The organism is Pseudoalteromonas sp. NSLLW24, from assembly GCF_015864725.1.
GTDB classification, from domain to species: Bacteria; Pseudomonadota; Gammaproteobacteria; order Enterobacterales; family Alteromonadaceae; genus Pseudoalteromonas; species Pseudoalteromonas arctica.
This window is the reverse complement of sequence record NZ_JADYWQ010000013.1, coordinates 25,541-48,402: the sequence shown is the minus strand read 5'-3', so window position 1 is coordinate 48,402 and position 22,862 is coordinate 25,541. Positions and strand designations below refer to the sequence as shown.

Genomic DNA, 22,862 nt, shown 5'->3' with positions numbered 1-22,862 from the left:
CTATGGATTAAGGTCTACTTAATTTATCAGGCAGCTAGTTTAAACTAGTTCTATGCTAAAAAAACGTACTTATTTACATTTTATTTGGAAGGGGCTGTTAATTGGTTTGTGGCAGCACGTTCACGACGCTTCAACTCCGTATTCGCATACTCTCGCTTGTGGTGATTAGTACCTATCATCCAGGTTAAAAAGCTTGCTGGCAGTTTTGTATAGGGTTCGCCTTTGTGTAAACCAAAGTCGCAAATTGCATGTTTAGTGTGTGGCATTATAAGATCCTGTTGTTTTGTGTTTTTTAAAGGTAACAAAAAGTAGCCATACTCTTAAGATGATTTAATTTTAAATAATTAGATTTATATAGCTAAAAAGAATATAAATAATGGTATATGTAATTAATTTGTTATCAACACGGTCTAATTTGTATCAACTCGCACTTTAGAATCGATTTTGATCGCCTATGGCATTAATGTGTTAACGCATTAACAATTATCTAAAAATATAACAACAGGAATACAACATGAAAAAACTTTTACTTGGCTCAGTACTCGCCGCAGCAAGCTTTACAAGTGCTGCCACTATTGTCGAAATGAACACGAGCCAAGGTGTCATAGAAATTAACTTGTTTGATCAACAAACACCTAAAACAGTTGCAAATTTTTTAAGTTACGTTCAAGACGATTCATATAACGAAACAGTAATTCACCGCTCTGTTAGTAACTTTGTTATTCAAGGGGGAGGATTTACATTTTCTGACTCGCTAGATGCTATTACCACAAAGCCTGCTGTAGAAAATGAGCCTGTTTTTTCTAATGTTAAGGGCACCATTGCGATGGCTAAACTATCGGGTGATGCTAATAGCGCAACAAGCCAGTGGTTTTTTAATATTACAGACAATAGTGCAGCACTTGATACGCAAAACGGTGGCTTTACTGTGTTTGGACAAATTACTGCAGCAAGCCAATCAACGTTAGATAAAATTGCAGCATTAGTACACTGTGGTGAAACACCCGTTGTTGGTATTACTTCTGAACAATGTGCAAGCACTGATGTAACAATTAGCAATGCTAATTTAGTGACTATTCAAAACGTGGCGGTAATGGATGATGATCCTAATTCAGCCGCAGGTCTTACTGTTACTGAAAATACGCTAATTGATTCTGACACATCAACAGATTCAGGTAGCAGTTCTGGCGGCGGATTAATTTGGCTTTTAGGTGCTTTTTTACTTGCGGTTCCTCGTTTAAAACGTGCTAAATAATTAAAATTAACGGTAATGTGGATGGCGTAAACCAGCCGCCCACATTATTATTAAACTTTGCTGTTTAAAGTAATACTCGCCAAACCATCGCAAGCCAAATTGAAAACACACAAGCACAACCTAGTAAAAACACTTTAAAACGTGCGCGTACGTTATTTTCACCTAAATGAATAACACTATGCACAATACGTGTTGCTACAAATAAACAGGCCAGTATAGCCACAAGTGTACTGGCGCTATTTAGCTGTAGTGCAAGTAAACACCCCGCGTAAAAAAGCACAGGTATTTCAAACTGATTTGAAAAGTTTCTATCTGCAACCCTAATAGTGTCGCCAGCCTTATCTAATTGCATTGTTTTAAAATCGCTTAAATCTAATTGTTTGTTTTTAGCTGCTGCAAAGCGCCTTTTACCCATAATGAGCATGACAACCAGTGAAAGCGTAACTTGTGCAAACATGGCAAGTATGATGATTTTTTCCATTGTTTTTCCTTATTATTTAGAGTTTGTGTATCTTTTTATATTGAATGATTTTTAATCTCGAAGATTGGCAGACTCCCAACTAATATCCGATTATGAAGACATTTTTCACAATGTGTTACACAAAATAGCGTTATTTTGTAGAAAGTTATTAATTGAAAATGTTAGTTTAGCTTAACTATATTGCTTTGAATTGGCGCACGCTATTTTGCGCAATACTTTTTAATGGAAAACAAAAATGAAAAAGATTATTGGTTTTAGTGCTATCGCACTTGCAGTTTTAAGTGGTTGTTCAAATACAGCTTCGGTTTCTGTAGCGCCTCCGGCCTCTTTATTATCAGACACGTTAGTTGTAAGTCCTAACGATAACCGCGAATATAAAACACTTAAATTAGCAAACGACATTGAAGTTATTTTAGTGTCTGATCCTGGTGCTGAAAAGTCAGCAGCGGCACTAAGTGTAGGTGTAGGTTTACTACACGACCCGATGTCGCAACAGGGTATGGCGCATTATTTAGAACACATGCTGTTTTTAGGCACTGATCGTTACCCAGATACAAAAGGGTATTCTGATTTTATGACCAAAAATGGTGGCGCGCACAATGCATATACTTGGCTCGATATTACTAATTACATGTTTAAAATTAATAACGACGCGTTTGATGAAGGGCTAGACCGTTTTGCCGACTTTTTTAAAGCACCTAAATTATACCCTGAATACACAGACAAAGAAAAAAATGCAGTAAACGCAGAGTGGTCAATGCGTCGCGAAATGGACTTTTTTGGTCAATTTAAACTAGCGCGTAAAATGATGGGCGATCACCCAGCTAATCGCTTTTTAATTGGTAATCTAGAAACACTTGGTGATAAAGAAAACAGTTCGCTTCATAAAGAAACGGTTGATTTTTATAATAAATATTATTCTTCAAATGTCATGAAAGTAGCGCTTATTTCTAATTTATCTATTGCTGAAATGGAGCAAAAAGCACAAAAATACTTTGCTGATATAAAAAATAAAAACATCGAAAAACCAACAGTAACTGCAAAACTTGATTTTGATAACGCTGGCGGAAAACGCGTGTTTTATGCACCAAATGAAGATGTAAAACAGCTACAACTTGATTTCACCATTGCTAATAATAATAGCGAATTTGCCCTTAAACCAAACCGATTTGTAGCGTATTTACTAAGTAATGAAATGCCGGGCAGCCCAGCGCAATTGCTTCGTGACAAAGGGTGGGTATCTCAGTTGTCAGCTTCAGCTGCACCAAATCAATATGGTAACTACGGGTCATTAAACGTAAACGCAGAGCTTACAGATGAAGGCATGAAAAATCGTGACGAAATAGTTGCGACTATTATGCAGTACATCGATTTAATTAAAAAAGAGGGCGTTGATAGCAAGTACTTCAACGAAATTCGTACATCACTAAATAACCAATTTAAGTTTTTAGAAAAAGGTGATGAATTTAATTATGTAAGCTCACTTACACAAAGCATGCAAGATTACCCGTTAAATCACGCCATTAATGCACCTTATTATTATGCAAAGTTTGATGCTAATGCGGTAAATAAAGTACTTGAGCAGTTAAATGCCGATACTCTTCGTATTTGGTATGTATCGCAGCAAGAAGAGACAGACTCACAACTACACTTTTACGACGGTAAATACCGCATCAGTGACATTAGCGAACAAGAGATTGCAAGCTGGAAAAAACCAAGCGAATTTAAGTTAGCACTACCGACGGTAAACAATTTATTGCCTGAAAATTTTGCAATAAAAACTCAAGCATTTAAAGAGCAAAAACACCCAGAACTTGCTTACGATAAAAATGGTGTAAAAGTATGGCGCCAAGCAAGTCAAAAATTTGCAGAGCAGCCAAAAGGGCTTGTTGAAGTTTATATAAATACTCAACCCGGTTTGAACGATATTAAAGCAGAAGTACTTTATTCTGTTTGGGCTGATTTATACAATATTCAACAAAGTCAGTTAAGTACCGAAGCAGCAATCGCTGGTATGAGTGTAAGCCTTGCGCCGAGTAATGGTCTTGTTTTATCTATGAGTGGTTTCACAGATAAACAAGATGTATTGCTTAAACAAGCTTTAACCGGATTAAAAGCCGATGAAACAGCACAAGCATTTAGCCAAGCAGTTGATCGCTTTAAACGTAATTTACTAAACCAACAAAAACAGTTTCCGTATGCACAAGCATTTGGCGAGTATTCAAAACTAACGCGTACAGGTGGTTTTGATACAGACGCGCTTATTAAAGCCGCTGACTCAGTGAGTGTTGCCGACTTAGCACAATTAAAAACAGCTACGTTTGCACAAAACGATTTACGCGTATTTAGTTACGGTAACTACAATCAGCAAGATATAGACGCGATTGCAGACGAATTAAGTGCAACGCTACCAAGCAACCATAAACGCAGTGAATTTGCGCGCAGCAAAGCTTGGTTGCCACAACCGGGCGAAACGCTGGTACTGCAAAAAGATATTGATGTAGCTGATGTAGCGGTGGTTGATATGACCGTTCATCCTGTTGCGGGTTACAAACAAAAAGCAGAAGCGGCTGTATTACAAAGCCACTTTAGAACAGTTGCGTTTGATAAAATGCGTACAGAGGAGCAGCTTGCATACGCAGTAGGTGCATTAGCTCGCCCAATTGAAGGTTACTCAGCAATTGGTTTGTATATTCAAACACCAGTTAAAGGACCAAAAGAAATACAAGCTCGTTTTGATAAGTTTAAAAAAGAATACGCAGTTGAACTTGATAACATGAGCGAAGAGACTTTTGAGCAGCTTAAAAATTCAACCCTAGTATCGCTTAAAGAGCAGCCTAAAAATTTAAGTGACGAAATGAGCCCACTTATAAACGATTGGTACCGTGAAAACTTTACCTTTGATTCTAAGCAAAAGCTGATTGATGAAGTTGAAAAAGTAACGCTCGCAGATATAAAAGACTACTACAAGCAAACAATGCTTAACCCTAATGCGGCACGTTTAAATGTGCAATTACGTGGTACTAAGTTTATAGAAAGTGACTTTGCCGATTTACCAAATCAAACTAAAATCACAACGCTTGATGCCTATTACAATGGTATTAAACTACAAAAATAAGCTTTATTTACGCAGCTAAAAATAAACCCCAATGTAGTAATACATTGGGGTTTATTATTTATCTCACTATATTTACTAATAATACCAATTCGCTTAATTAAGTGATCTATTTTGAGGATGGAAAAACGTGTTGATAGCTAGGCAAAAAATTCGCTATTTAGTTGTTCTAAATGAAAATTTTTTAACGCAGGTAGCGACACGTTTAGCCCCGCAAAATGATTAAGTATTATTGCGGATTGGTATAATATTTAAGCCATTATTAAAAAGCCTATAACAGCTAATGCCGCAGCAATTAGCGTGTAAGGCAATTGTGTAACGGCATGGCTCATTAAATTACAACCAGAGCCTTGCGCTGCGAGCACCGTTGAATCTGAGTAAAAACACGCTTGGCTACCAAAAGAAGAAGCCGATAATAGCGCACCAATGACCAGTGGTATGTTTGCATCAACCGCATTTGCCAGTGGCATAACAATCGGAATTGATACAGCAAAAATACCCCAACTCGACCCTGTTGCAAACGCTAAAATAGCCATTGAAATAAATACCACGGCTGGTAAATATGCTGCGGTCATATAAGGGCTTAAGCTACCAATAACAAACTGAGGCAAACCAATTAAGTCGCATACGTCTTTGAATATAAACGCCGCTATAACAGTACCAATAGCGGGGATCATACTTTTAAAGCCATCAAGCATGCGCTCAATCATTTCACTTACGCTCATTAATTTTTGTAGCGCATAAAACGGGAGAGTGACCGCCATTGTTGCTAGTAAGCCTTTGTATACGTCTATTTCAAAGTAAACAGTAAATGCGATTAGTAAAATAATCGGCACTAAAAAGTTACGTAATTTACCTTTAGGATCAGCGTCTTCAAAGTTTTCTTCAGCTGCTTTTACTGCGTATTCATCTGCCGTTTGAACGTTATTGTATTGAGCTGGATCGACTTGAGCTTGCTCAATTTGCGCCATTTGTTCTGCTTTTTTCATTGGACCAATCGCAGGAATAACACCCAACACAACAAGTAAAACAACAAGCACCGCAAACCACGCGTAAAACATGTACGGAATAGCTTGAATATAAACAGCAATACCTTTGCCTTCTTCAGCAATACCGTTATCTACCAATAAGCCACTAAAAAATACCGCCCAGGTAGATAAAGGGACAAGCACACAAATTGGTGCAGCAGTAGAGTCAACAACATAGGCAAGCATTTCGCGGCTAACTTTAAATTTATCGGTAATGCGTTTCATGGTCTCACCCACAGTAAGCGCATTTAAGTAGTCATCAATAAAAATAACCACACCTAAACAAAAGGTCATGAACAACGATGAACGCTTACCTTTGGTGTACTTAAGAGCTAACTTGCCAAAAGCTGATGCACCACCTGTACGCACTAATAGTGCGATAAGTGCGCCAAAACCACCACATACAAGTATTAGCCAGCCGATGGTTTCGTCTGTCATTACTTTTAGCGATGTACTCGCAAAGTTAGTAAGTACCTGTGCAGGATCGGCTATAACTAAACCAACTAAAGCACCAATAAGTAAAGATAAAATAGGGCGGCGTAATACAACAGCCAATACAACCACCACTAACGGTGGTAGTAAACTCAACGCAGAAGGTTCAAGCATTTAAGTATTCACAAAATTAAAAGCATGCATAAAAATTAAATTAATTTTCAAGCCGCTTATACAAAAACAAAGAAGATGATAAGTTTGTTGTTAAATCATTTTCCAAGTCACTGCTTTTGTACGCGTGGGAGGGACACATAAACAGTTATGTTAAATAGCTGTTTAAATGAAACGCGTTGGCTTTGGCGCCAGACGGTGCAAGGAGTGCAAACCGCTATTGTTGTGCCTGTAAAAACATCGGCGCAAAAATAATCCGCTTTTTAATTTCAGTCAACAAAAATTTACATGTTTGATAAAATTTTATTAGAGGCGGTTTAATAGAGTGCTTTGTAGCGTTAATTCCTTGATGTAAAGAGATGCCATTCATCAACTTAAAAAATTATTGAAGAAGCAGCAAAAAGTAAGATTCGACGGTAATTGATGATAAAACCGCCGTAATTATATTTTCACTTAATGATTAAAGTCTTGCTTGTTCTATTTGTTTTGCAACATTTAGGTTTATATTTAGCCATGTTGCTTCAAGCGTTGAAACTAAACCGTCGTATCCATCATCATCGATAGGCACTAGGTTTGAAAAATTATGAATACTTATAAGACGTCGGCCTGTTTCAGGGTGTGTGTAATATAAACGCCAAAGCCCTGAAATATCAGCGTTACCTTCCATATCGCCATTAAAGTGGTGAATTTCGTATTCAAGCTCATAAAACGTTTGCTGATCGAGTTCAGTAATGACCGGTAAGCCCTTTATTACCATCCAATTTGGCATAGCATTAAAAAGAGTTTGCTGGGCTGTTGCAGTGAGCATTACATCCGGCGATTCGCCCCACAGGTTGTAATTTGCGGCATGAATTTGGTTGCTATCTATTTTCATAGCAATACCTAAATTATTTAAAGCACCTCTAAGTACAACTGTTTGTATTCTTAATTGTGCGTCTGTGTCTGTCACATTTCGAGACGAGGCACCAATAGGCTGCTCAAACTGATAATATTGTGTTGCAGTTTGTATTGATGAACTACAACCTGCCAATAGTAATAATAAACTTGCAGTTAAAAATAACGATTTCATTATTGCTTCCTTGGTTTTGGATCTGCTGGTAATGATTTATCAAAAATTAGCATATTAGGTTGCTCGTTTAATCCGCGAGTTAGAGGCTGTAGGCCCTCGCTTAAACGTTTAAACTCTTTTAATGTTTGCTGTATTTGATGATGAAGTTCAGAACCTGCTTGGTAACTGGCCATGGTTTTATCAAATTGGCGCATAGTTACTTCAAACTGCTCCATACTTTTTGTCATCTTTTCGAAATTACGATTAAAGTCGCCTGGTAAGTTTTGTGTATCTTTTTGGCTTAGTAGCTCTCGCATTTCATTAGCAAGCGCTCGGTAATCGGTAAATGTGGCTTGCATTTGTTCTAAGCTATCTTCAACTTTTAAGTTATTTACTTTATTAAGTACGTCAGAGACTTGGTCTGCTAATACGGTTATGCCGCTAGAAATACTCGGAAAAACATCATACTGCACAAGTTTACCTAGGTGTGCTTGCGGTGCATCTGGGTATATATCAAAATCAACGTATACTGCACCCGTTAATAAATTACCAGGCTTTAACGAGGCGCGCATACCACTTTCAATCCAGCCTTTTAAACTACCTTGCCAATACTCTTTAGCTGAGGCACTGTCGTGATACAAGCGTCCGTATTCTACTTTTATAAGTACTGGAACCGCCGTATTATGGTTTCTAAAGTGGGCAGGTTTACCGTCAATAATTACATTGGCAGGGGTTTCAACAACAGTACCTACACGCATACCTCTATATTCGACAGGAGCACCTGTGCGTAGTCCTCGAACTGATTGTTCAAATTCAATGAGGTAGTAATCAAAATCGTAAAAGCGCTCTTCTAGCGCTTCTTTATAGCTTTGGCTTAACGAAAAGCTATGCCCATCTTGTGCTATTTCACCCGGGGCCTGTTGCTCAGGTAAGCCAACCGAAATGCCGCCTTTTAAAAGTTTACTTAAAGAGCCCGTATTAATATTGATGCCATCGGCAGATAGGTCAATTTCAATCCCTGCGTTCACCCAAAAAATAGAGTTCATGGTGATGAGATTTTGATAAGGTTCTTTAATAAATACGCCGTACTTCATTGCCTGGTTTTCCCAATCAAAAGTGGCGGTTTCTATTTGCCCTATTTTATAATTTTTGAAAAATATACCGGTACTCACATCAAGCACTTCAGCGTTGTAACTCATTAATTTGAAACGGCCACCTTTCACATCTTTACCAATGAGGGCGGGTTCGTCTTGTAATTTAAAACGCTCTTTTAGCTCTTTACTTTCACCGGGTGAAAACTCTAAATATACACCAGATAATAGCGTGCTCATTCCGCTAATACCCGTTTCATCAATGCGTGGCTTTACGACCCAAATTTTGGCATCGTCAGTTAATAGGTTATTGTAGTTTTTGTCTATTTGCGCACGGGCAATAACGCTGTCTTGGGTGTCTGATAGTCGAACATGATCAATTTGACCTATTTTTACACTGCGCACTTTTATTTCAGTTTTACCTGCAATAATGCCCTCGGCTTGTGGCATCTCGATAAAAATTGTAGGGCCTTTATTAGCTTGGTATTGGTATAACATCCACATGCCCACTAACAGCGCAATTGCCGGAATGATCCAGATAGCGGAAATTTTCGGTTCTTTTGTTATTTCGGCAGTTTCGGTCATGCTTTGTTCTCTGATTTTTTGTTTTTAGGGGAATCCCACAACAAGCGTGGGTCAAAGGCATGGGCAGCCATCATTTGGCATATTACCATAACTGTAAAAAATACAATGCCTAATCCTGGTGTTACTGACATTAAATTACCCAGTTGAACTAAGGCAACTAAAATAGCAACCACGAATACATCTATCATCGACCATTTTCCAATAAACTCAGTCAGTTGATAAATTCGGGTGTAACTTTTTGTATGTCTATTGGCAGGTCTCGTTACCATAAAGCATAAAAAGCTCAATACAAAAGCTTTAGCAAGTGGCACCACAACGCTGGCTAAAAATATAATAGCGGCAATAGGGTAGGAGCCACTTTTCCAAAGAGTAATAACACCACCAATTAAAGTCGAAGGAGATTCATCCCCAAGACTAGTGGTATGCATAATAGGCAAAACATTAGCTGGAATATAACAAACAACAGAGGTAATTAGCCAAGCTGCTGCTTTTTGTACGCTGTAAGGATTTCTAACGTGCGTTTTTGTATGGCAACGCTGACAAATATTACCGGTACATAGTTGATGGCACACATGGCAGGCTTTAATATTTTCATCTATTGCACGTTTAGCATGCTCTGCGCCTTCGAGTACTTTTACAGGCTTTATTTGAGCCCATAAGCGTGGGCGATTTAAGTGAACAAGCGCAGCTATGTATAAAATAACAAACCCCACATAAGCCCAAAAACTCGTGCCAAAGCTAATATCAGCCAGCGACATGATTTTAACCATACTAACAAGTACGCCAATTAAAAATATTTCCGACATAATCCACGGTTCTAACGCAAGGGTGAACTTTAGTAGTCGCCTTGCTATGCCCTCTGGTAATGTTTTTAAAAGCCCAAGATGCAAAGGAATTAAAATAAGAAGCAAACCCATAGGCAGAGCAATAATGCTCAAATCAATAAATAAGCCAAGCAGTTCACTATCGTAATTAAATAAAATTCGAGCCGCGTCGGGCAGAGTAATAGTTTGAGTAATACCACTACTGCTAAAAGAAATAAAAGGGTAAAACATACTGCTCAGCAGCATTAATAGTGCGCTAAAGCTTAGTGCAACTATACGACTATCGTGATTAACATCGGCTTCGCAAAGTTTATGGTGGCAATGTGGGCATATCGCCATTTGTTTTGCGATTATGCGAGGTATATCTATGATCAGATCGCAGCAGGGGCATACAGTTTGCAATTTAATACCAAGCAAGAAGAATATTTCTTCAATTTTGCTATATTTAATACATTAATACAACGCGTTCTGCTATCAAGCTGTTCGTTATATAAAGGAAGCGTGTGAAATATTATTTTTACTACATATTAATGTGGCTCTTTATTTGCTCGAAAAATGCTGTGGCTATTAATAAAGAGCGAGAGGTAATGATCGCTGCGAGCGCATCAATTCCACCTTATGTTTTTGTAAAAACAGACTCGGGTATACACCTAAATTTAATAAAAGCCGCGTTAAAGGCCAATGGATTTGCCAATATTAATGTGCAATATATGTCGAATAAACGCGCTGAGCATCAATTACATAATAAAGGAGTAGATATACTTTTAAATTATGCTGGAGGAATTAGTGCGGGTATTTATCCAAGTAAAACGGTACTTAGTTATGAAAATGTGGCCATTACACTCAAGCGAAATAAATATAACATTGATAAAATAGAAGGCATGTTTAATAAAAACGTTCTTGCTTTTCAAAATGCAACGGCATATCTGCCTCCTATATTCAAAAGGAATGTTAAACACTTTAGCACATATCAAGAGGTTATTAATCAAAAAGCGCAGGTAGATAAGCTGTTAAAAGGTTGGGTTGATGTAATTGTGTTAGATAAGCGTATTTTTTACTATTACTACAATCAACATAAATCCCCCGAAGCTGTGCAAATTTACACTTTATTTCCAAAAGCAGATCGACCTGCTTATTTTAACAACTTCTCTTTAGCTACTGAGTTTGATATTGGTTTGGCGCTCATCAAGCAAAATGGTACTTATAAAAGGATTGTTGATGAAGGCCAAACCCAAACCCATTCATCAATAAAATAAAGCCACTGTTTGACGTGTAAGCGCTATTAGCTCACCCGACTGCGACCATATACAGCCATCCTCTAAACCGTAACCATCTTTTGAATGATGAGTAATTGCTTCAAAGCCAAGCCATTCTCCAGGTGTTAAGTTTGGCTCTTGCACAAATTCTAAATACCATGACATGCTACTTGCAGGAGCGGGTTGTTTAAACATTTGTAAAAGTGTTGGCGGCCATGCATCGGTAAGTGCAATCACATGGGCTTCAGTTATTTGCTCGGGTGTATGTTTAAACCGCATCCAGCCACCTAAGTGAGAAGTTTCTGCACTACTAAATGGCATAGCACCTTGTTGGGGGCATAAATCAACATGTTGGAAAAATTCAGGCATCTGACCTTTTATAAAAGGTAATGTATGGCGCTTATCTACTGGCTTTAAACCCAAAGATTTTGAAACAGGTACATTAATACCTGACTCTCTACTTTTAGCAAAACACGCTTGTACAATTACGCACACTTGTTCATTTTGAATCGCTTTGGCGAGTACCTGTGTGCTACTTTTACCTTGGCGTAGTATTTCAACCGACAACGAAAAAGGAGTATCGGCAAGTAAAGGCCCTACAAAATTAGTACTGAGTGAAAGTAAGCGACGATCACCCGTTACCTTGCCTCTGATTGCTTGATATAACAGCGCAGCCGAAAGCCCACCAAAAGCAGTTCTGCCTTGGCACCAGTTTTCTGGGAATTGCATTGTGTTAGTTGATTGTTCAGTATTGTTTGAATTTCCAATTTTTGAAGCTTGGAGAAGTAATTGTTCAAAATGCATAGAAGATGTCCTTTTATAGTGCGATTTAATAAATTTATAACACAATCAAACTGGTCAGACTAGTAATTAAAAGCGACTCCTGCGGCGTAAAAATCACCATTCCTTACAATTATTAGGGTTATTTTGTAAATAAATCATAAAAAATGAATTTTTTTTCATTTTTACAGTTGAAATAAGTTTGGCGCATCCCTATTTACTATGTCATCGAACGTATTAACGAATATTGAAGTTGGAGAAGTTTCATGGGTAAAATTATTGGAATCGATTTAGGTACTACAAACTCTTGTGTTGCAGTACTTGATGGTGGCAAAGCACGTGTTATTGAAAATGCGGAAGGCGATCGCACAACCCCGTCTATTATTGCTTATACGCAAGACGGTGAAACATTAGTAGGTCAATCTGCTAAACGTCAAGCGGTTACTAACCCGACAAACACATTATTTGCAATTAAGCGTTTAATTGGTCGTCGTTTTGAAGACGAAGAAGTACAACGCGATATCGGCATCATGCCGTTTAAAATTGTTAAAGCCGACAACGGTGATGCATGGGTAGAAGCGGGCGGCGAAAAACGCGCTGCACCACAAATTTCTGCTGAAGTACTGAAAAAAATGAAGAAAACAGCTGAAGACTTCTTAGGTGAAGAAGTAACTGAAGCCGTAATCACAGTACCTGCATACTTTAATGATTCACAACGTCAAGCTACGAAAGATGCTGGTCGTATTGCGGGTCTTGAAGTTAAACGTATTATCAATGAGCCAACGGCTGCGGCACTTGCTTACGGTATGGATAAAAACCGTGGCGAAAACGTAGTTGCAGTATATGACTTAGGTGGCGGTACTTTCGATTTATCAATCATTGAAATTGATGAAGTTGAAGGTGAGCACACTTTTGAAGTACTTGCTACAAACGGCGACACTCACTTAGGTGGTGAAGATTTCGATAACCGCGTAATCAACTACTTAGTAGCTGAATTCAAGAAAGATCAAGGCTTAGACCTTAAAAATGATCCGCTTGCAATGCAACGTGTTAAAGAAGCTGCTGAAAAAGCAAAAATTGAACTTTCATCTGCACAGTCTACAGAAGTAAACCTTCCGTATGTAACTGCTGATGCATCTGGTCCTAAGCACATGAACGTGAAACTAACACGTGCTAAGCTTGAGTCACTAGTTGAAGATTTAGTAACTAAAACAATTGAGCCACTTAAACGTGCACTTGCTGATGCTGATTTATCAGTAAGCGACATCAACGACATTATTCTTGTTGGTGGTCAAACACGTATGCCTTTAGTACAAAAAATCGTTGCAGAGTTCTTCGGTAAAGAGCCTCGTAAAGATGTTAACCCTGATGAAGCAGTAGCCGTAGGCGCAGCGATTCAAGGTGGTGTACTTGCTGGTGACGTTAAAGATGTACTATTACTAGACGTTTCTCCATTATCTCTAGGTATTGAGACAATGGGTTCAGTAATGACTGCATTGATTGAGAAAAACACGACGATTCCTACTAAGAAATCGCAAACGTTCTCAACAGCTGAAGATAATCAATCTGCTGTAACAATTCATGTACTTCAAGGTGAGCGTAAACGTTCAAGCGACAATAAATCACTAGGCCAATTTAACCTAGAAGGTATTCGTCCAGCACAACGTGGTACACCACAAATCGAAGTAACATTTGATGTTGATGCCGATGGTATCTTACATGTATCTGCGAAAGATAAAGATACAGGTAAAGAGCAAAAGATTACGATTCAAGCATCTTCAGGCTTAAGCGATGACGAAATTGAAGCGATGGTTCGTGATGCAGAAGCACATGCTGAAGACGATAAAAAGTTTGAAGAACTTGTAGCTGCTCGTAACCAAGCTGATGCTTTAGTTCACGGTACACGTAAGCAAATTGAAGAAGCTGGCGATGCATTACCAAACGAAGACAAAGAAGCAATTGAAGCTGCTGTTGTAGATTTAGAAGCTGCAATTAAGAGCGACAATAAAGAAGAGATTGAAGCTAAAACTCAAGCTCTTGCTGAAAAGTCTCAAAAACTAATGGAAATTGCTCAAGCGAAAGCACAGCAAGGTTCAGCAGACGCTGGCGAACAACAGTCAACTAAGCAAGACGACGACGTTGTTGATGCAGAGTTCGAAGAAGTGAAAGACGACAAGTAATTGTTGCTACCGCTTCTCGCTAGCCAAAAACACTTAACTCAGTTAGGTGTTTAGGTTAGGATGAACAATTGAGGCGCGCGAGCAATAGCTTGTCGCGCCTTTTGCATGTATTCAAGGTTTAAAAATTCAATGATAAATCGATGCGATTTATCGATTTATCCTGCAGCTTACGCTGTAAACAGAAAAGAGTAGTGTGATAGATATGTCAAAACGCGATTATTACGAAGTCCTCGGCGTAAGCAAAGATGCGAGTGAGCGAGACATAAAAAAAGCGTATAAACGCTTAGCGATGAAATATCATCCAGATCGTACCGCAGGCGATAAAGATCTCGAAATAAAATTTAAAGAAGTTAAAGAAGCGTATGAAATACTAACCGACGATCAAAAACGTCAAATGTATGACCAACATGGTCACGCAGCCTTTGAACAAGGTGGTGGCGGTGGTCACGGTGGTTTTGGTGGCGGACATGGCGACTTTGGTGATGTATTTGGCGACGTGTTTGGCGATATTTTTGGTGGCGGCGGTGGTCGACGTCAATCTCGTCAACAACGTGGATCTGATTTACGTTACAACATGGACTTAAGCTTAGAAGAAGCTGTTCGTGGTAAAGAAGTTGAAATTAAAGTACCTACATGGGTTGGTTGTGAGCCATGTGATGGCAGTGGTGCTAAAGCGGGTTCTAAACCTAAAACATGTACTACATGTCATGGTGCTGGCCAAGTGCAAATGCGCCAAGGTTTCTTTGCTGTTCAGCAAACGTGTCCAACGTGTCAGGGGCAAGGTCAAATTATTTCAGACCCTTGTAACAGTTGTCATGGACAAGGCCGCGTAGAAAAAACTAAAACGCTTTCAGTTAAAATTCCAGCTGGCGTTGATACAGGCGACCGTATCCGCTTAACGGGTGAAGGCGAAGCCGGAATGCATGGCGCGCCATCGGGCGACTTGTATGTGCAAGTATCGGTTCGTGAACATGAAATATTTGTACGTGAAGCGAATAATTTATATTGTGAAGTACCAATTAGCTTTACTACAGCAGGCCTAGGTGGCGAAATTCAGGTGCCAACACTTGATGGTCGTGCAAAACTTAAAATACCGTCTGAAACTCAAACGGGCAAAATGTTCCGTATGCGTGGCAAAGGTGTTAAGTCTGTACGCAGTGGTGCACAAGGCGATCTAATTTGTAAAGTGGTAATCGAAACGCCAGTTAATCTTAACGAGCGTCAACGTGAACTACTTCAAGAGTTAGATGAAAGCATGGGCACAGATAGCTCTAAAAACCGTCCTAAAGAGCAAGGCTTTTTTGACGGTGTTAAAAAGTTTTTTGATGATTTAACTAAATAAATTTAAATTATTATAAACAAAAAAACGACGCTTTTAGCGTAATGCCGATCAGTTAAGAAAATGACCGGTTGACCGATCCAAACGATCATGCAAAATCCGTAGTTAGGAAACTAACTACGGATTTTTTTGTGAATATAGAACAAGCACTGCAAGCAACACTTGAAGAAAGCAGCCGATACCATACCTTTGAAAAATTATCAGAAATTCTTGACCCTGAAATCATTGAACAAGGTTTTCAACAAGCTGGGATTGCAACCGTTCGTAAGCGAAGGTTACCGCTTGAGGCCGTTTTGTGGTCAGTTATTGGCATGGCATTGTTTCGAAAAGAATCGGTTTGGAATATCGCTAATAAGCTAGATATCATGTTACCTGGCAAGAACCAACTCGTTGCTCCAAGTGCGATGGTACAGGCGAGACAAAGGTTAGGTGATGATTCCGTTAAACACGTTTTCAATAAATCTGCTCAATCAATGTATAAGCAACAGTCATTCGAAACATGGAATGGTTTGAACCTATTAGCTGTTGACGGTGTTGTGTGGCGAACAGCCGACACGCCTGATAATCGTAAAGCCTTCTCTTCTGGTAGCAACCAATACGGTGATACAGCCTTTCCTCAAATACGCATGGTCTGTCATATGGAATTGACCAGCCATCAACTGCTCAGTAGCGAGTTTGATAACTATAAAACCAACGAGATGAAATTAGCTGAGCGTTTAATTGAACGTACACCAGATAATTCACTGACTATGTTTGATAAAGGATATTATTCTTTAGGCCTGTTAAATCGTTGGCACCAAACTGGGAAGATGAGGCACTGGCTGATACCAGCAAGGCCCGACTTACAGTATGAAATCATCTCCAGCGCGGGTAAAAATGACCATATCATTGAATTGAAAACAACAAAGCATGCACAAAAAAACTTTCCCGATGTTCCTGAAACGATTAAAGCGAGATTAATCAGTAAAACAATAAAGGGCAAAAGCTACCGTATACTAACCTCGATGACGGATAGATTGCGTTATCCAGGTAATGAAATTGTTGAATTATATTGTCATCGTTGGGAGATAGAGCTTGGGTTTAGAGAAATCAAACAAACCATGCTTGATAGCGCATACCATTTAAGAAGCAAGCGCCCAGACATGGTGCGTCAGGAGCTATGGGGCGTGTTACTCGCCTATAATTTAATACGAAGAATAATGACGATGGCGGCGACAGTTACAGGGATATGGCCTAACCAGCTTAGTTTCTCTAGCAGTTCGATGGCTGTCATTCAGTATTTCTCGTCAGTATCTATAATGAGTCCAGGGAACATTCCAATACACTGGCAGCACTTACTCAATACACTGGTCTTATTTAAGCTTCCAGCTAGACGAGAGGATAGAAGATATCCCCGATGGGTTAAGCCAAAACCATCTAAGTATCCCCATAAAAAGAAAAATGCCAGTCAGCTTAACTGACTGGCATTACGCTTTTAGCGTCGTTTTTTTTTGCTTTAAACTTAATTTTTGTTACTGTGAATAAAAAAGATGAAACAGCATGACACCAGCAATAGATCTACTTAAAAAGCAAAAAAAAACCTTTGAAGTACTCAGTTATGAGCACGATAAGAATAATAGCCACTACGGGCTTGAAGCCGTTGAAAAGTTAAATTTAGACAGTGCACAAGTATTTAAAACCATAGTACTTGAAACACATGAAGGGCAACTGATTGTTGCTGTAACGCCTGTATCTCAACAAGTTAATTTAAAACAGTTAGCTAAATTATGTGGGGCTAAAAAAGTAATTATGGCTGCCCCACAAAAAGTACAAGTTAGTACCGGTTATATTTTAGGAGGGGTGAGTCCGCTTGGACAAAAAAAACGTCTAGCTACGTTTATTCATAGCAGTGCTTCTCTCTTTGACACTATTTATGTGAGCGCCGGAAAAAGAGGCTTAGAAATAGCACTCTCGCCAACTGATTTAGCCTTATTGACCAATGCAAAATTTGGCGATTTATAAATTTTATTTTTATAATTACCTTCTATACAAAAAATTAATTTAAGTTAGGCCATTTGCTCAATCCCCTATTTATAACTACATTGGGAGTATCTTTATACCGTTAATATTTAATACCAAACGGTATTACACTTTTTGTATATGGCTGTTTGTATGAACCTTTTAGATGTAGATTATTTTGCGATACTAGTGGCTGCACTGTCTTCTTTTATGCTTGGTGGTATATGGTATTCAAAAGCTCTCTTTAAAAATGCATGGCTAGAAAGTATTGGCTTAACTGATCTGGATTTACAATCGGCTAACCCTAAGTTGATATTTGGTGGCAGTTTTTTTTTAGTTTTTATAGCGGCTTTAATGCTATCTCTTTTTTTAGGTAAGGATGCAAGCGTAGGTGAAAGTATAGGAACCGGCTTTGTGATCGGCTTTTTTTGGATCAGTAGTTCATTTGGATTGAGTTATATATTTGAGCAACGCCCTCTAAAGCTTTTTTTAATTAACGGGGGGTACCATATTTTACAATTTTCGTTAATGGGGCTCATTTTAGGGATATGGCCGTAAGATTTAAATAATCAGCAAATCCAAATTTGATCCTTATCTACGAGTAGAGTAGTTTTATATAATCCCATTTATACAATTTGGTAAAGAAACTAATGAAAATATTAGTTGTTGATGATATGCCACTCATGCGACACGTATTAATTAATATGCTTAGAAAACTAGAGTATAGCAATATCGTTGAAGCAACTGATGGATTGCAAGCTTTGGTATTTCTGCGCAACCAGCATTTCGATTTGGTTATTACTGACCTTCATATGCCAAAAATGGATGGAGTTAGTTTACTTACTAACATTCGAAAAGATAAAGAACTCGCTGATATTCCCGTTTTAATGGTTACTTGTGAAGACAGTAAAGATAAAGTTAAGCAAGTTATTGCAGCTAAAGTATCGGGGTTTATAATTAAACCTTTTAATATGAATGTATTATCATCTCAATTAAACCGCTTTTTTTTTAGAGATTAGGTTATATTCCTCATAACCAATAATTTATTATGAGCTAGCTTGAACGAACATACCGCACAAAAATTCTAAAACCCAGTTGTCACCTTTACCTATCTAAACTGATATCATAGTCAATAACTCTTCATATAATACAGCAGAACTTAATGGCGAAACCTAATAAAAAAGGCCCAACTAAAACGGTCGATATTTTTTGCTCAGCCTGTAAAGCTTCCTTATTTAAATATCGAAAAGGGGGAAAAGGAACATTAATTAAGTGTTTTAAAGAGCGTATTAGTCAAGACTTTACAACAGAGGCTTGTATTTGCCCTAACTGTAGCCGTCCATTTGCCCGAGAGGCTATTATTCGCGGTGCGCCGGCCTATAAAATAATTGGCGGCAAAGTAACCTTTAAATAAGGTATATGAAGTAATACTAAACCGCAATAATACTTAATTAAGCGAATAAGTATAAAGCCTTGTGCATGCGGACATATGGCCTTGTTAGAATTTACCATATTGATAGAATCGCCCGGTTTGCTGTTTCAATGAATGAAAAAATACCCTCCCCATGGATCGGGCCAGTTTATTGGGTTATTTAAAAATGGATAAAGGATAGTTTCGTGATAGCACTCTTATTTGACATCATAGGCATGACAGGTACTTTTTTAGTAGTTGGTTCATTTTTTTTACTGCAGCTAGGTAAAACATCTCCAGCTAGCTTAACGTATAATATGATGAATTTAACAGGGGCAATTTTACTGTTAATTAGCCTTTGTTATAACTTTAATTTAGCGAGCTTTGTAATCGAAATATTTTGGATTGCAGCATCGTTAATTGGCTTATATAAATATGTTAAAAATAGATCAACATTAGCTACAAATTAATTGTTTTTTAATTTAATGCTAAACAGATCGCTGTAAACATAGTTGTTTACGGCGATTTTTGTTTTTAAACACTTTAAAACTGTTGTTAACAAAAAGTTTATATCTCTGCTAGAGATTAGCCGTTACACTAGCGCCCTAAAATTTTCTTGGCTATTTTTTGCGAGTTCTTCATGTTTTCTTTTTCTAAAAAAATCATTACTGTTTGTGTGTTACTCGTACTTATATTAGTTGTTACGTTTTGGCTTGGTCGCTCTCATGATGTTGAGCAAGCAACCTACCAGGCTGAGCGCCAAGTTACGCAATTAAATAACTATATTGATACTGAGCTTGCTCGTTTTTCTGCTATTCCCCAGTTACTTACCTATAACTCGTTAATGATAGACTTTGTAGATGCGCAGCCGCAGCACTATAACGCTATTAATAACTACCTTGCTGATATTCAACAAGCCAGTGGTGCCTCAGATATTTTTGTTCTAAATACTCAAGGCGAAGTTATTGCCAGTAGTAATTGGCAAGCAGATTATACTTTTTTAGGTAGCAACTTTGCGTTTAGACCTTATTTCAAACGTGCATTTGCAGGCGAAAAAGTAGCGTATTTTGCATTAGGCATGCGCTCTAAAGAGCGTGGTATTTACTTTTCACAAGCAGTATATCGCGACAATAAAGCCATTGGTGTTGTTGTGTTAAAAGTGAATGTAAGTAAATTTGAGGATGACAGAGAGCTTCTAAATACTTCAAAGGGTAGTCACTTTTTTTTGCAGCTTGCAGATGAGGTAATTGCAATGTCAGATATGCAAACGTGGCGATTAAACAGCTTCACTGAACTTGATATAACTATGCGCAGAGATATTAAATCTCGTCGGGCTTATTTAGATCATCAACCTTTGTATATAAAGCAGTTTCAATTTTCTAATGAAGGTATTAAACATTTAAAAATAGATAAAAAACTTTACGTAATGTCGCAAAGACCTTTACGGTATTTTAATGCCACAATGAACGTACTCGTTGATATAACAAAAGTTAATTCAGCCCAACTGCCTCGCTTGTTTTGGGTATTTATTATCTGTAGCTTGATGATTATTATTAGTTATATTTTATTAACTCGGTTTGCGGGCTATAAAAAGCTGGTGTACTCCAGACATAGCCTTGAACTTGAAGTCCTTGAGCGCACTCAAGCTTTGGAAAAAGTACAAACAGCCTTAGTGCAATCTGCAAAGCTTGCGACAATAGGACAGCTAAGTGCAGGAATCAACCACGAAATAAACCAGCCGCTCAGTGCTATTAATACTTATTTAGCTTCAGCAAAGCGTTTATTAGCTAAAGGAAATACTTCAGCACTTGGTGAAAGCTTAGTAGTGATTGAGGGATTAGTTAATCGAGTGCACCAAATTGTAGGTCAGTTAAAGCATTTTAGTAAACCTTCAAAAATGCAGCTCAGACCTTACCCTCTTGCAGGGCTTGTTAATAACGCATTAATGATTTCTAGCGCGCAGTTAAAGCAAGATAACGTACAAGTAGAGCCACCTCAGTTTGATGAAACAGTCGTTGTGTGGGTCGATTCGCTTAAATTTGAACAAGTACTAGTTAATTTAATTACTAATGCTAGCCAAGCTATGAATGGCGCAATTATTCGTAACTTAAGTTTTCAGTTGGAGTGTTTTGAAGAGCGAGTAAAACTGTCGATTTTAGATACTGGCTCTGGTATTGAGCAACATGCATTTGGTAATTTGTTTGAACCTTTTTATAGTACTAAATCAAGTAAAGGTTTAGGCCTTGGTTTATCTATATCAAAACAAATAATAGATTCGTTTAATGGTTGTTTGAGCGCGCACAATCGAGTTGAAGGCGGGGCTGAATTTATAATTAGCCTCTCTAACAGGCAGGAAAATAAAGATGATTGATAGCTCCCCATGTAATCACATAATAGTCATTGATGATGAAGCAATGATCAGAGACTCTTTAAAGCAATTGCTCACTCTCGAAGGATACACCGTTGAGTGCTTTAATGACGCAAGTACCGCTCTTAGCAAACTCAACAGGCGCTTTGCTGGAGTTGTGCTGAGCGATATAAATATGCCGAACATGAATGGCTTAACGCTTTTAGAGCAAATAACGGCTTTTGATAGTGAGCTCCCTGTAATATTTTTAACTGGTTACGCTGATGTATCGATAGCAGTTAAAGCGATGCAATTAGGTGCGTATGATTTATTTGAAAAACCAGTTAACGAACATCTTCTTGATTGCATAGCACGAGCGTGCGACAAACGAAGCCTTGTTATGGAGAACCGCGCATTAAAAGTGGCTGTACAGAAAACCTCAGCCCCAGGTGTACGCATACTAGGTGACACACCTAAAATGCAACACATGATGCACTTATTAAACACAATTATAGATACCCCAACCGATGTAATGATTGAAGGTGAAACTGGCACAGGTAAAGAACTTGTAGCGCGGTATCTACACGATCAGAGTAATCGCTCTAGCTGTAATTTTGTTGCTATTAATTGTGGCGCAGTACCAGAGCAGTTAATAGAAAGCGAATTGTTTGGTGCAGCAAGTGGTGCATATACAGGGGCTACTCAAAGTCGAAAAGGTAAGTTTGAATATGCACAAGGTGGTACGGTCTTTTTAGATGAAATAGAAAGCACTCCAATGGCACTGCAAGTTAAGTTATTACGCGTATTAGAAGAGCGAAAAGTAACACCTGTAGGCGATAACAAAGCAATTGATTTAAACATCAGAATTGTTGCAGCTACAAAAGTAGACTTACTTGCGTTAGTTGAAAAGGGTGATTTTAGAGCTGATTTATACTACAGACTTAGTTTGGTTAACGTTAATATTCCGCCATTACGAGAGCGAAAAGCTGACATATTACTTTTGTTTAAACACTTTAGCTCTATTGCTGCAACTCGCTATCATAAGCCGCCGGCGGCAGTAAATTACGAAATACAACAGCGGTTAGTTGCCTATGACTGGCCGGGCAATGTGAGAGAGCTAAGAAATCAAGCAGAGCGAGCTGTATTACTTGGTGCCGAACTTGCCTTTGCTGAAGTTAAAACACAACAATTAGGTGGCTTATCTCCCGATTTAAGTTTATCTGAAAAAGTCTCTTTTTATGAGCAGTCACTTATTGAGTACGCGCTTGAGCAAAACCACGGCAGTATTAAAAACACCATGGAAACACTGCAAATTGCTCGTAAAACACTTTACGATAAAATGAGTAAATACAATCTTAATAGAGATATGTTTACTGACTAAATGTGTGGGTTTGGTGACAGGACCTACTTTCTTATGTGTGGTAATTCACACGTTTTTATTTAAATCAAACGATTTGTTTTAGTAAGTTGTTGAAATAGATTGCTTTTATACACTTGGCAGTAAAGTTGCCTTATTAGCGC

The 22,862-nt window shown here is 38.3% G+C and carries 20 protein-coding genes; 13 read left to right on the top strand and 7 right to left on the bottom strand.

Features of this window, described 5'->3' with window-relative positions:
- Positions 1 to 80 precede the first annotated feature (80 nt).
- Positions 81 to 266 (bottom strand): hypothetical protein, encoded by a 186-nt coding sequence (locus I6E72_RS13825; RefSeq protein ID WP_024591811.1) that lies wholly within the window; start codon positions 264 to 266, stop codon positions 81 to 83.
- A 248-nt stretch (positions 267 to 514) separates the two neighbouring features.
- Between I6E72_RS13825 and I6E72_RS13820 the strand changes: the two genes are divergently transcribed.
- Positions 515 to 1,255 (top strand): peptidylprolyl isomerase, encoded by a 741-nt coding sequence (locus tag I6E72_RS13820; protein WP_197112705.1) that lies wholly within the window; start codon positions 515 to 517, stop codon positions 1,253 to 1,255.
- Between the two features lie 64 nt (positions 1,256 to 1,319).
- On the opposite strand, the gene I6E72_RS13815 is transcribed toward I6E72_RS13820, so the two are convergent.
- Complete coding sequence (locus I6E72_RS13815) at positions 1,320 to 1,736, bottom strand: MAPEG family protein (protein WP_024593147.1); 417 nt, start codon at positions 1,734 to 1,736, stop codon at positions 1,320 to 1,322.
- A gap of 235 nt (positions 1,737 to 1,971) precedes the next feature.
- Between I6E72_RS13815 and I6E72_RS13810 the strand changes: the two genes are divergently transcribed.
- Complete coding sequence (locus I6E72_RS13810) at positions 1,972 to 4,854, top strand: insulinase family protein (protein ID WP_197112704.1); 2,883 nt, start codon at positions 1,972 to 1,974, stop codon at positions 4,852 to 4,854.
- 248 nt (positions 4,855 to 5,102) lie between these two features.
- On the opposite strand, the gene I6E72_RS13805 is transcribed toward I6E72_RS13810, so the two are convergent.
- The 4 genes from I6E72_RS13805 to I6E72_RS13790 form a co-directional block, all read right to left on the bottom strand.
- Positions 5,103 to 6,485, bottom strand: a complete 1,383-nt coding sequence (locus tag I6E72_RS13805; protein WP_024591807.1) for a Na+/H+ antiporter NhaC family protein — start codon at positions 6,483 to 6,485, stop codon at positions 5,103 to 5,105.
- Positions 6,486 to 6,942: 457 nt separating this feature from the next.
- On the bottom strand, positions 6,943 to 7,551 hold the full coding sequence (locus I6E72_RS13800; RefSeq protein WP_007582431.1) for a PqiC family protein: 609 nt from the start codon (positions 7,549 to 7,551) through the stop codon (positions 6,943 to 6,945).
- Positions 7,551 to 9,206: an intermembrane transport protein PqiB gene (gene pqiB, locus I6E72_RS13795; protein WP_007582433.1), complete on the bottom strand. Its 1,656-nt coding sequence runs from the start codon at positions 9,204 to 9,206 to the stop codon at positions 7,551 to 7,553. Before pqiB ends, I6E72_RS13800 begins: the two co-directional genes overlap by 1 nt.
- Positions 9,203 to 10,369: a paraquat-inducible protein A gene (locus I6E72_RS13790; protein ID WP_010553945.1), complete on the bottom strand. Its 1,167-nt coding sequence runs from the start codon at positions 10,367 to 10,369 to the stop codon at positions 9,203 to 9,205. The genes pqiB and I6E72_RS13790 overlap by 4 nt, the downstream gene beginning before the upstream one ends.
- Positions 10,370 to 10,617: 248 nt before the next feature.
- On the opposite strand from I6E72_RS13790, the gene I6E72_RS13785 reads away from it, so the two are divergent.
- Positions 10,618 to 11,286, top strand: a complete 669-nt coding sequence (locus tag I6E72_RS13785) for a substrate-binding periplasmic protein (protein ID WP_231620558.1) — start codon at positions 10,618 to 10,620, stop codon at positions 11,284 to 11,286.
- Here the strand turns inward: I6E72_RS13785 and I6E72_RS13780 are convergent.
- On the bottom strand, positions 11,275 to 12,090 hold the full coding sequence (locus I6E72_RS13780) for a thioesterase family protein (RefSeq protein WP_197112702.1): 816 nt from the start codon (positions 12,088 to 12,090) through the stop codon (positions 11,275 to 11,277). The genes I6E72_RS13785 and I6E72_RS13780 overlap by 12 nt on opposite strands.
- A gap of 242 nt (positions 12,091 to 12,332) precedes the next feature.
- Here I6E72_RS13780 and dnaK point away from each other — a divergent pair, with 242 nt between their 5' ends.
- The 10 genes from dnaK to I6E72_RS13730 all read left to right on the top strand — a co-directional run bounded on the left by dnaK (position 12,333) and on the right by I6E72_RS13730 (position 22,722).
- On the top strand, positions 12,333 to 14,246 hold the full coding sequence (gene dnaK, locus I6E72_RS13775) for a molecular chaperone DnaK (RefSeq protein ID WP_008171317.1): 1,914 nt from the start codon (positions 12,333 to 12,335) through the stop codon (positions 14,244 to 14,246).
- A 202-nt stretch (positions 14,247 to 14,448) separates the two neighbouring features.
- Positions 14,449 to 15,588: a molecular chaperone DnaJ gene (dnaJ, locus tag I6E72_RS13770; RefSeq protein ID WP_010553942.1), complete on the top strand. Its 1,140-nt coding sequence runs from the start codon at positions 14,449 to 14,451 to the stop codon at positions 15,586 to 15,588.
- Between the two features lie 128 nt (positions 15,589 to 15,716).
- Entirely contained in the window at positions 15,717 to 17,045 is a 1,329-nt protein-coding gene (locus tag I6E72_RS13765; protein WP_010554630.1) for an IS4 family transposase, read from the top strand.
- 79 nt (positions 17,046 to 17,124) lie between these two features.
- Complete coding sequence (gene ybaK, locus I6E72_RS13760) at positions 17,125 to 17,586, top strand: Cys-tRNA(Pro) deacylase (protein ID WP_007585460.1); 462 nt, start codon at positions 17,125 to 17,127, stop codon at positions 17,584 to 17,586.
- 150 nt (positions 17,587 to 17,736) lie between these two features.
- A complete protein-coding gene (locus I6E72_RS13755) occupies positions 17,737 to 18,141 on the top strand; it encodes a DUF1761 domain-containing protein (RefSeq protein WP_024591801.1) in 405 nt (134 codons plus the stop codon).
- A gap of 92 nt (positions 18,142 to 18,233) precedes the next feature.
- Entirely contained in the window at positions 18,234 to 18,602 is a 369-nt protein-coding gene (locus I6E72_RS13750) for a response regulator (RefSeq protein ID WP_197112700.1), read from the top strand.
- A gap of 143 nt (positions 18,603 to 18,745) precedes the next feature.
- Entirely contained in the window at positions 18,746 to 18,997 is a 252-nt protein-coding gene (locus I6E72_RS13745) for a hypothetical protein (protein ID WP_165729466.1), read from the top strand.
- Between the two features lie 203 nt (positions 18,998 to 19,200).
- Positions 19,201 to 19,464 carry a CBU_0592 family membrane protein gene (locus I6E72_RS13740; RefSeq protein ID WP_010553937.1) on the top strand — a complete coding sequence of 88 codons (264 nt, stop codon included), beginning with the start codon at positions 19,201 to 19,203 and terminating at the stop codon, positions 19,462 to 19,464.
- Positions 19,465 to 19,634: 170 nt separating this feature from the next.
- On the top strand, positions 19,635 to 21,365 hold the full coding sequence (locus I6E72_RS13735) for a sensor histidine kinase (RefSeq protein ID WP_197112698.1): 1,731 nt from the start codon (positions 19,635 to 19,637) through the stop codon (positions 21,363 to 21,365).
- Positions 21,358 to 22,722, top strand: a complete 1,365-nt coding sequence (locus I6E72_RS13730) for a sigma-54-dependent transcriptional regulator (RefSeq protein ID WP_197112696.1) — start codon at positions 21,358 to 21,360, stop codon at positions 22,720 to 22,722. Before I6E72_RS13735 ends, I6E72_RS13730 begins: the two co-directional genes overlap by 8 nt.
- Positions 22,723 to 22,862: the final 140 nt, after the last annotated feature.

Bases quoted from the DNA above. Each gene is read 5' to 3' on its own strand.
- I6E72_RS13815 (WP_024593147.1), bottom strand. From the start codon at position 1,736: ATGGAAAAAATCATCATACTTGCCATGTTTGCACAAGTTACGCTTTCA.
- dnaK (WP_008171317.1), top strand. From the start codon at position 12,333: ATGGGTAAAATTATTGGAATCGATTTAGGTACTACAAACTCTTGTGTT.
- I6E72_RS13745 (WP_165729466.1), top strand. From the start codon at position 18,746: ATGGCGAAACCTAATAAAAAAGGCCCAACTAAAACGGTCGATATTTTT.
- I6E72_RS13800 (WP_007582431.1), bottom strand. From the start codon at position 7,551: ATGAAATCGTTATTTTTAACTGCAAGTTTATTATTACTATTGGCAGGT.
- I6E72_RS13730 (WP_197112696.1), top strand. From the start codon at position 21,358: ATGATTGATAGCTCCCCATGTAATCACATAATAGTCATTGATGATGAA.
- pqiB (WP_007582433.1), bottom strand. From the start codon at position 9,206: ATGACCGAAACTGCCGAAATAACAAAAGAACCGAAAATTTCCGCTATC.
- I6E72_RS13780 (WP_197112702.1), bottom strand. From the start codon at position 12,090: ATGCATTTTGAACAATTACTTCTCCAAGCTTCAAAAATTGGAAATTCA.
- dnaJ (WP_010553942.1), top strand. From the start codon at position 14,449: ATGTCAAAACGCGATTATTACGAAGTCCTCGGCGTAAGCAAAGATGCG.
- I6E72_RS13790 (WP_010553945.1), bottom strand. From the start codon at position 10,369: ATGGCGATATGCCCACATTGCCACCATAAACTTTGCGAAGCCGATGTT.
- I6E72_RS13820 (WP_197112705.1), top strand. From the start codon at position 515: ATGAAAAAACTTTTACTTGGCTCAGTACTCGCCGCAGCAAGCTTTACA.
- I6E72_RS13785 (WP_231620558.1), top strand. From the start codon at position 10,618: ATGATCGCTGCGAGCGCATCAATTCCACCTTATGTTTTTGTAAAAACA.
- ybaK (WP_007585460.1), top strand. From the start codon at position 17,125: ATGACACCAGCAATAGATCTACTTAAAAAGCAAAAAAAAACCTTTGAA.
- I6E72_RS13805 (WP_024591807.1), bottom strand. From the start codon at position 6,485: ATGCTTGAACCTTCTGCGTTGAGTTTACTACCACCGTTAGTGGTGGTT.
- I6E72_RS13810 (WP_197112704.1), top strand. From the start codon at position 1,972: ATGAAAAAGATTATTGGTTTTAGTGCTATCGCACTTGCAGTTTTAAGT.
- I6E72_RS13825 (WP_024591811.1), bottom strand. From the start codon at position 266: ATGCCACACACTAAACATGCAATTTGCGACTTTGGTTTACACAAAGGC.
- I6E72_RS13750 (WP_197112700.1), top strand. From the start codon at position 18,234: ATGAAAATATTAGTTGTTGATGATATGCCACTCATGCGACACGTATTA.
- I6E72_RS13735 (WP_197112698.1), top strand. From the start codon at position 19,635: ATGTTTTCTTTTTCTAAAAAAATCATTACTGTTTGTGTGTTACTCGTA.
- I6E72_RS13755 (WP_024591801.1), top strand. From the start codon at position 17,737: ATGAACCTTTTAGATGTAGATTATTTTGCGATACTAGTGGCTGCACTG.